General features: G+C 67.7%; 9 protein-coding genes. All 9 read left to right on the forward strand.

The features are described from left to right. Positions 1 to 229 precede the first annotated feature (229 nt). Positions 230 to 1507: a bifunctional 3,4-dihydroxy-2-butanone-4-phosphate synthase/GTP cyclohydrolase II gene (locus tag JO059_RS01870; RefSeq protein ID WP_293314312.1), complete on the forward strand. Its 1278-nt coding sequence runs from the start codon at positions 230 to 232 to the stop codon at positions 1505 to 1507. Further along, complete coding sequence (gene ribH, locus JO059_RS01875; RefSeq protein ID WP_293314314.1) at positions 1504 to 1986, forward strand: 6,7-dimethyl-8-ribityllumazine synthase; 483 nt, start codon at positions 1504 to 1506, stop codon at positions 1984 to 1986. The genes JO059_RS01870 and ribH overlap by 4 nt, the downstream gene beginning before the upstream one ends. 5 nt (positions 1987 to 1991) lie before the next feature. Further along, a complete protein-coding gene (locus JO059_RS01880; protein ID WP_293314328.1) occupies positions 1992 to 2456 on the forward strand; it encodes a PH domain-containing protein in 465 nt (154 codons plus the stop codon). An 88-nt stretch (positions 2457 to 2544) separates the two neighbouring features. Then, positions 2545 to 2940, forward strand: a complete 396-nt coding sequence (locus JO059_RS01885; RefSeq protein ID WP_293314316.1) for a DUF4189 domain-containing protein — start codon at positions 2545 to 2547, stop codon at positions 2938 to 2940. A 30-nt stretch (positions 2941 to 2970) separates the two neighbouring features. Then, positions 2971 to 4914, forward strand: a complete 1944-nt coding sequence (gene uvrC / locus JO059_RS01890) for an excinuclease ABC subunit UvrC (protein WP_293314318.1) — start codon at positions 2971 to 2973, stop codon at positions 4912 to 4914. After that, a complete protein-coding gene (gene rapZ / locus JO059_RS01895; protein ID WP_293314320.1) occupies positions 4911 to 5834 on the forward strand; it encodes an RNase adapter RapZ in 924 nt (307 codons plus the stop codon). The genes uvrC and rapZ overlap by 4 nt, the downstream gene beginning before the upstream one ends. A 20-nt stretch (positions 5835 to 5854) precedes the next feature. Then, the gene (gene yvcK, locus JO059_RS01900) at positions 5855 to 6892 is read left to right on the forward strand and encodes a uridine diphosphate-N-acetylglucosamine-binding protein YvcK (protein WP_293314330.1); all 1038 of its coding nucleotides are present in this window, start codon (positions 5855 to 5857) and stop codon (positions 6890 to 6892) included. Further along, complete coding sequence (gene whiA, locus JO059_RS01905) at positions 6889 to 7866, forward strand: DNA-binding protein WhiA (protein ID WP_293314322.1); 978 nt, start codon at positions 6889 to 6891, stop codon at positions 7864 to 7866. Before yvcK ends, whiA begins: the two co-directional genes overlap by 4 nt. Before the next feature lie 20 nt (positions 7867 to 7886). Next, on the forward strand, positions 7887 to 8532 hold a 646-nt coding region (locus tag JO059_RS01910; RefSeq protein ID WP_293314323.1), incomplete at its 3' end, for a wax ester/triacylglycerol synthase family O-acyltransferase.

The following is an 8532-nucleotide window of genomic DNA, read 5'->3' on the forward strand; positions in this document are numbered from 1 at the left end:
TTTTCCCAAAACCACCTTCCCGGCGTGGCTGCCAACTTCAAATGCCACGCTTAACCGGGGCACAGGTGACGCTTACGTCGGTCGCGCCGCCTTGCGCGGCCTCGTTTGCCCTGGTCAGGGCCAGCTTGGGCACGTGCCACGTTGTTGCAATAACGGCGGCGCCGAGGTAGTTCATACTGAGTGCAACACCTGGGTCCCCGCGGGGCCGTACGACAGCAAGGCAGCAGAGATGACGAGGTTGGACTCCGTCGAACGGGCGGTTGCCGACATTGCGGCCGGTAAGGCGGTCATCGTCATCGATGACGAGGATCGGGAGAACGAAGGCGACCTGATATTTGCCGCCGAGATGGCGACCCCGGAGATGGTGGCCTTCATGGTCCGCTACACCTCCGGTTACCTGTGCGTACCATTGGACGGCGCGATCTGCGACCGGCTGGGGCTGCTGCCGATGTACGCGGTGAACCAGGACAAGCACGGAACCGCCTACACGGTCACAGTCGACGCGAAACGCGGCGTGGGCACCGGGATTTCGGCATCCGACCGGGCGACGACCATGCGGCTGCTGGCCGATCCCGACAGCGTCGCCGACGACTTCACCCGCCCCGGTCACGTTGTTCCGTTGCGCGCCAAGGACGGTGGCGTGTTACGCAGACCCGGACACACCGAAGCCGCCGTCGATCTTGCCCGGATGGCGGGACTGCAGCCCGCGGGCGCTATCTGCGAGATCGTCAGCCAGAAGGACGAAGGCTCGATGGCCCAGACCGACGAATTGCGGGTCTTCGCCGACGAACACGATCTCGCGCTGATCACCATCGCCGACCTGATCGAATGGCGGCGCAAACACGAGAAGCACATCGAGCGGATCGCCGAAGCGCGAATCCCGACTCGTCATGGGGAGTTTCGCGCGATCGGCTACGCCAGCATCTACGAGGACATCGAACATGTGGCCCTGGTCCGCGGCGAGATCGCCGGACCCAACGCCGACGGCGACGACGTGTTGGTCCGCGTGCACTCCGAATGCCTGACGGGCGACGTGTTCGGTTCCCGTCGCTGCGACTGCGGACCTCAACTGGACGCGGCGATGGCAATGGTCGCCCGCGAAGGCCGCGGCGTGGTGCTCTACATGCGCGGGCACGAGGGCCGCGGCATCGGCTTGATGCACAAGCTGCAGGCTTACCAGCTGCAGGATGCCGGCGCCGACACCGTGGACGCCAACCTCAAGCTTGGATTGCCCGCCGATGCAAGGGATTACGGGATTGGCGCGCAGATTCTGGTCGACCTGGGGGTCCGCTCGATGCGGCTGCTGACGAACAATCCGGCCAAGCGGGTCGGGCTGGACGGATACGGACTGCACATCATCGAGCGGGTGCCACTTCCGGTGCGGGCCAACGCGGAGAACATCCGCTACCTGATGACCAAACGCGACAAGATGGGTCACGACCTGGTCGGCCTCGACGACTTTCACGAGTCCGTCCACTTGCCAGGCGAATTCGGCGGTGCTCTGTGAGCCCTGGCGCCGGTGTGCCGGAGATCCCGGTGCTTGACGCATCCGGTCTGCGGCTCGGCATCGTCGCAAGCACCTGGCACACCGAGATCTGCGATGCGTTGCTGGCCGGCGCTCGCCGGGTCGTCGTCGACTCGGGCGTCGACAACCCGACGGTGGTTCGCGTCCTCGGCGCGATCGAGATTCCGGTGGTGGCCCAGGAGCTCGCCAGCAACCACGACGCCGTCATCGCCCTGGGCGTCGTGATCCGCGGCGAGACACCGCATTTCGAATATGTCTGTGATGCCGTCACCCAGGGGCTGACGCGGGTTTCCCTGGACTCCTCCACGCCGGTTGCCAACGGCGTGCTGACCACGAACACCGAAGAACAGGCACTCGCGCGGGCCGGGCTTCCGACATCGGCCGAGGACAAAGGCGCCCAGGCCGCCGGGGCCGCCCTGTCGGCCGCGCTGACCCTGCGTGACCTGCGCTCTCGGCCGTGAGACCGGTGCCGCACGCTGCCGAGGTCTGGGATGTCGAATTGCGTCCGCATCGCTCGCCACCATTCATCTATGCCGCAGCGTTCCTGATCGCCGCAGCGCACATCGTCCTCGGCCTGCTGCTCAACCTCAGACCCAGCGGGGCGATCATCCACACCGCCGACCAGGTGGCGATCGCCATCCTGGGTCTGGTGATCGCCGGCGCAGTGCTGATGTTCGCGCGGCCGCGGCTGCGGGTCGGGCCGTCGGGGCTTTCGGTCCGGAATCTTCTGGGGTACAGGCTGGTTCGGTGGCCCGACGTGGTCGGTGTGTCCTTCCCGGCCAGTAGCCGTTGGGCACGCATCGATCTACCCGACGACGAGTACATCCCCCTGATGGCGATCCAAGCCGTCGACAAGGAGCGCGCCGTGGAAGCCATGGACACGGTGCGGTCTCTGCTGGCGCGATATCACAACCACCCGCGCACAGGTTGACTACCTGAGGCTTCGACCGACGCTCTCACCGTCCTCAGGGTCAGCTCTCACCTCGTTCCGAGCTGCGGATGCGACCGTGGACGCGACCATGAGAAACGTTGCCATGACGGCGGTGATCGGTGTTCTCGTCGCCGCCGAGTCGTTGACCGCGCCGGCGGCCCGCGCAGATATCGATTTCTACTGCAGGCCGGGGTGCTGGGGTGCCATCGCGGCGTCCTCGTCGACCGGAGAAGAGGCCATCCGGCTCAACTATCGGACTCGCCATGAGGCGGAGGATGCGGCCGTCCTGTGGTGTGACGTCGCCGGCAAGACCAACGACTGCCAGGTGGTCACATCGGGACTGGGCTGTCTCGCGATCGCGGATAGCAGCGACGGGAAGACCGTCGCGGGGCGAGTCGCGTTCAGCCTGGACGCCGCCGATGCGGCGGCCCTGGACGGGGCGGGACCCGGATCGACTATCGGCCTTCACGACTGCAATGGCTGACGGCGATCGGCCGACTATTAGCCTGGTGAGGTGCCAGATCCCGCCACATATCGCCCCGCGCCCGGGTCCATTCCGGTCGAGCCGGGCGTCTACCGATTCCGGGACCTGCGCGGGCGGGTCATCTACGTCGGCAAGGCCAAGAGCCTGCGAAGCAGGCTGACGTCCTACTTCACCGACATCGCCGGCTTGCACCCGCGCACCCGGCAGATGGTGACCACCGCGGCCAAGGTCGAGTGGACGGTGGTCAACACCGAAGTCGAGGCGCTGCAGCTGGAGTACAACTGGATCAAGGAGTTCGATCCGCGCTTCAACGTCCGCTACCGCGACGACAAGTCGTACCCGGTACTGGCCGTCACCCTCAACGAGGAGTTTCCCCGGCTGATGGTCTACCGCGGCCCGCGGCGCAAGGGTGTGCGGTATTTCGGCCCGTATTCCCACGCCTGGGCGATCCGTGAAACGCTGGATTTGCTTACCAGGGTCTTCCCTGCGCGCACCTGCTCGGCCGGCGTGTTCAAGCGGCACAAGCAAATTGACCGCCCGTGCCTGCTCGGCTACATCGACAAGTGCTCGGCGCCGTGTATCGGCAGGGTCAGCCCCGAGCAGCATCGCCACATCGTGGAAGACTTCTGCGACTTCTTGTCCGGCAAGACCGATCGGTTTGCCCGGGAACTGGAACAACAAATGAACGCCGCGTCCGAGCAGCTCGATTTCGAACGGGCAGCACGGCTCCGCGACGACCTTTCCGCGCTCAAGCGTGCCATGGAGAAGCAGGCCGTCGTGCTCGGTGACGGCACGGACGCCGACGTGGTGGCCTTCGCCGACGACGAGTTGGAGGCGGCGGTGCAGGTGTTCCACGTCCGCGGCGGCCGGGTTCGCGGCCAGCGCGGCTGGATCGTCGAAAAGTCTGCGGACCCAGGCGATTCGGGTGAGGAGCAGTTGGTCGAGCAGTTCTTGACGCAGTTCTATGGCGAGCAGGCGGAGCTGGACGGCGCGGCCGACGAATCCACCAATCCGGTGCCCCGGGAAGTGCTGGTGCCGTGTCTGCCGTCCAATGCCGACGAATTGGCCAGCTGGCTGACCGGCCTGCGTGGATCGCGGGTGACGCTGCGCGTGCCGCGACGCGGGGACAAGCGCGCGCTGGCCGAGACCGTGCAGCGCAACGCGAAAGAGGCGCTGCAGCAACACAAGCTGAAACGCGCCGGCGACTTCAACGCCAGATCTGCTGCACTGCAAAGTATTCAGGACGCCTTGGGCTTGGCTCATGCCCCACTGCGGATAGAATGCGTCGACATCAGCCACGTGCAGGGCACCGATGTGGTTGCCTCGCTGGTGGTATTCGAGGATGGTCTGCCGCGCAAATCCGACTACCGCCACTTCGCCATCCGCGAGGCCGCCGGCCACGGACGCTCCGACGACGTCGCCTCCATCGCCGAGGTGACCCGACGCCGGTTCCTGCGGCACCTGAACGATCAGGCGGATCCGAATATGCTTGCCCCGGAGGGAAAGTCGCGCCGGTTCGCCTATCCGCCCAACCTGTATGTCGTCGACGGCGGCGCGCCCCAGGTCAACGCGGCCAGCGGCGTGCTCGACGAACTCGGTGTCACCGACGTCGCGGTGATCGGCTTGGCGAAGCGGCTGGAAGAGATATGGGTGCCCTCCGAGCCGGACCCGGTCATCATGCCGCGCAACAGCGAGGGACTCTATCTCTTGCAGCGGGTCCGCGACGAGGCGCACCGGTTCGCGATCACCTACCATCGCAGCAAGCGATCCAAGCGAATGACCGCCTCGGCGCTGGATTCGGTGCCAGGATTGGGAGAGCATCGTCGCAAGGCGCTGGTAACCCACTTCGGATCGATAGCCCGCCTCAAGGAGGCCACCGTCGAACAGATCACCGCTGTTCCGGGTATCGGCGTGGCCACCGCCACGGCCGTCCTCGAGGCGCTGCGGCCGACGCAACGGAACAATTCGGGATGACGAGGCACGGTGACGTGACGGAGGGCCACCCGGGCGATGCCTACCCTGAGGACGGAGCCGGCATCGACGTCGTTCTGGTGACGGGATTGTCGGGCGCCGGACGAGGTACCGCGGCCAAGGTGCTCGAGGATCTCGGCTGGTACGTCGCCGACAATCTGCCACCCCAGTTGATCACCCGGATGGTGGATTTCGGGCTCGCGGCGGGCTCGCGGATCACCCAGCTGGCGGTCGTGATGGACGTGCGGTCGCGCGGATTCACCGGCGACCTCGACGAGGTGCGAAACGAGCTGGCCACCCGCAACATCACCCCTCGCGTGGTGTTCATGGAGGCGTCCGACGACATGCTGGTGCGCCGCTACGAGCAGAATCGTCGCAGCCACCCGCTGCAGGGCACGCAGACCCTGGCCGAGGGCATTGCCGCCGAGCGCAAGATGCTGGCCCCCGTTCGGGCCACCGCCGACCTGATCATCGACACGTCGACGCTCTCGGTCCGGGGTCTGCGGGAAAGCATCGAGCGTGCCTTCGGCGGCGACACGGGCGCATCAACCAGCGTCACCGTCGAGTCCTTCGGCTTCAAGTACGGCCTGCCGATGGACGCGGACATGGTGATGGACGTGCGGTTTCTGCCGAACCCGCACTGGGTGGACGAACTGCGTCCGCTCACCGGCCAGCACCCGGCAGTGCGGGACTACGTATTGGACCAGCCGGGCGCGGCCGAGTTTCTCGACGCCTACCATCGACTGCTGAACCTGGTTGTCGACGGCTACCGCCGGGAAGGCAAGCGCTATATGACGGTCGCCATCGGGTGCACCGGTGGCAAGCATCGCAGCGTCGCGATCGCCGACGCTTTGATGCAGCTGCTGAGCGGCAATCCCCAACTCGCGGTGCGGGTGCTGCACCGGGATCTGGGCCGCGAATGAGCGGCGCCATAAGCCAGCCGATAAGTCACAGCATCGTCGCACTGGGGGGCGGGCACGGCCTGTACGCGACGCTGTCCGCGGCACGCCGACTGACGCCGCATGTCACGGCCGTGGTCACCGTCGCCGACGACGGCGGCTCATCGGGCCGGCTGCGCACCGAACTCGATGTGGTACCGCCGGGTGATCTCCGAATGGCGTTGGCCGCCTTGGCATCCGACAGCCCGTATGGACGGTTGTGGGCGACCATCCTGCAGCACCGATTCGGCGGCAGCGGCGCCCTGGCGGGGCACCCGATCGGCAACCTCCTGCTCGCCGGCCTCAACGAGGTGCTGGCCGATCCGGTCGCCGCCCTCGACGAGATCGGACGCATCCTCGGCGTCAAGGGCAGGGTGCTGCCGATGTGCCCGGTCGCGCTGCAGATCGAGGCCGACGTGTCCGGCCTGGAGGCCGACCCCCGGATGTTTCGCCTGATCCGGGGCCAGGTGGCGATCGCGACCACCCCGGGCAAGGTGCGGCGGGTGCGGCTGCTGCCGGACAACCCGCCGGCCACCCGGCAGGCGGTCGACGCCATCATGGCCGCCGACCTGGTGGTGCTCGGGCCCGGATCGTGGTTCACCAGCGTGATCCCGCACGTCCTGGTGCCGGGGCTGGCGGCGGCGCTGCGGGCCACGACTGCCCGCCGGGCGCTGGTGCTCAACCTGGTGGCCGAGCCGGGGGAGACGGCCGGTTTCTCCGTCGAGCGTCACCTGCATGTTTTGGCCCAGCATGCGCCCGGCTTCACCGTGCACGACATCATCATCGACGCCGAACGAGTGCCGAGTGAGCGGGAACGCGAGCAACTGCGCCGCACCGCGACGCTGCTCCAAGCCGACGTCCACTTCGTCGACGTGGCCAGACCTGGTACACCTTTACATGACCCGGGCAAGCTCGCGGCGGCACTGGACGGGGTGCGAGCCGGCCACGGTGGTGGTTCGGAAGGCCCCATGACCCCTTCGAACAAGACCACGGCACAGATTCCGGTCGACGTTGAAACGAGGGGTGACGACGTGTGGCGATGACGACCGAAGTCAAGGACGAGCTGAGCCGCCTGGTGGTGAAGTCGGTCAGCGCGCGTCGCGCGGAGGTCACCTCCCTATTGCGGTTCGCCGGCGGCCTGCACATCGTGGGCGGCCGGGTGGTCGTGGAGGCCGAGGTCGACCTGGGCAACATCGCGCGGCGGCTGCGCAAGGACATCTTCGAGCTCTACGGCTACAACGCCGTCGTGCATGTATTGTCCGCCAGCGGGATTCGCAAGAGCACCCGGTACGTTCTGCGGGTTGCCAACGACGGCGAGGCGCTGGCACGTCAGACGGGGCTGCTCGACATGCGGGGGCGTCCGGTGCGTGGCCTGCCGGCGCAGGTCGTCGGCGGCAGCGTCGCCGACGCCGAAGCGGCGTGGCGCGGGGCCTTCCTGGCGCACGGGTCGCTCACCGAGCCGGGGCGGTCCTCGGCGCTGGAGGTCAGCTGTCCGGGCCCCGAGGCTGCCCTGGCCCTGGTGGGCGCGGCGCGCCGGCTGGGCGTCAGCGCGAAGGCCCGCGAGGTGCGTGGTGCCGACCGGGTGGTGGTCCGCGACGGCGAGGCGATCGGAGCCCTGCTGACCCGGATGGGCGCTCAGGACACCCGGCTGATCTGGGAGGAGCGCCGGATGCGGCGCGAGGTGCGAGCCACGGCCAACCGGCTCGCCAATTTCGACGACGCCAACCTGCGGCGCTCCGCTCGCGCCGCGGTCGCGGCGGCCGCGCGGGTGGAACGCGCGCTGGAAATCCTCGGCGATAGCGTCCCCGACCACCTGGCGTCAGCGGGCAAACTGCGCGTCGAGCACCGGCAGGCCTCGTTGGAGGAGCTCGGCCGCCTGGCCGACCCGCCCATGACGAAAGATGCTGTGGCCGGGCGTATTCGGCGCTTATTGTCCATGGCAGACCGCAAGGCGAAGGTCGATGGCATCCCGGACACCGAGTCCGCGGTGACACCCGACCTATTGGAGGATGCCTGATCGGGGGTTACGGTCGGGGCATGAAACGGCTTTCCAGTATCGACGCGGCGTTTTGGTCCGCGGAAACCGCCGGCTGGCACATGCATGTGGGCGCGCTGGCGATCTGCGATCCGGAGGATGCGCCCGAGTACAGCTTTCAGCGGCTACGCGAACTGCTCATCGAGCGGCTGCCGGAGGTGCCGCAGCTGCGTTGGCGGGTCACCGGCGCGCCCCTCGGGCTCGACCGGCCCTGGTTCGTCGAGGACGCCGAACTCGACGTGGATTTCCACATCCGGCGCATCGGCGTGCCCGCGCCGGGCGGTCGCCGCGAGCTCGAGGAGTTGGCGGGCCGGCTGATGTCCTACAAGCTGGACCGCTCCCGACCGCTGTGGGAGATGTGGGTCATCGAAGGTGTCGAAGGCGGGCGGATCGCGACCCTGACCAAGATGCATCACGCGATCGTCGACGGGGTCTCGGGTGCCGGGCTCGGTGAAATCCTGCTGGACGCGACGCCGGAACCCCGTCCGCCGCAAGACGAGACGGTCGGGTCGCTGACCGGCTTCCAGCTTCCCGGCATCGAGCGGCGGGCCGTGGGCGCGCTGATCAACGTCGGCGTCAAGACGCCCTTCCGCATCGCCCGGCTGCTGGAGCAGACGCTGCGCCAGCAGATCGCCGCACTGGGCGTCA

It is taken from the genome of Mycobacterium sp. (genome assembly GCF_019247615.1).
Classification (GTDB): domain Bacteria; phylum Actinomycetota; class Actinomycetes; order Mycobacteriales; family Mycobacteriaceae; genus Mycobacterium.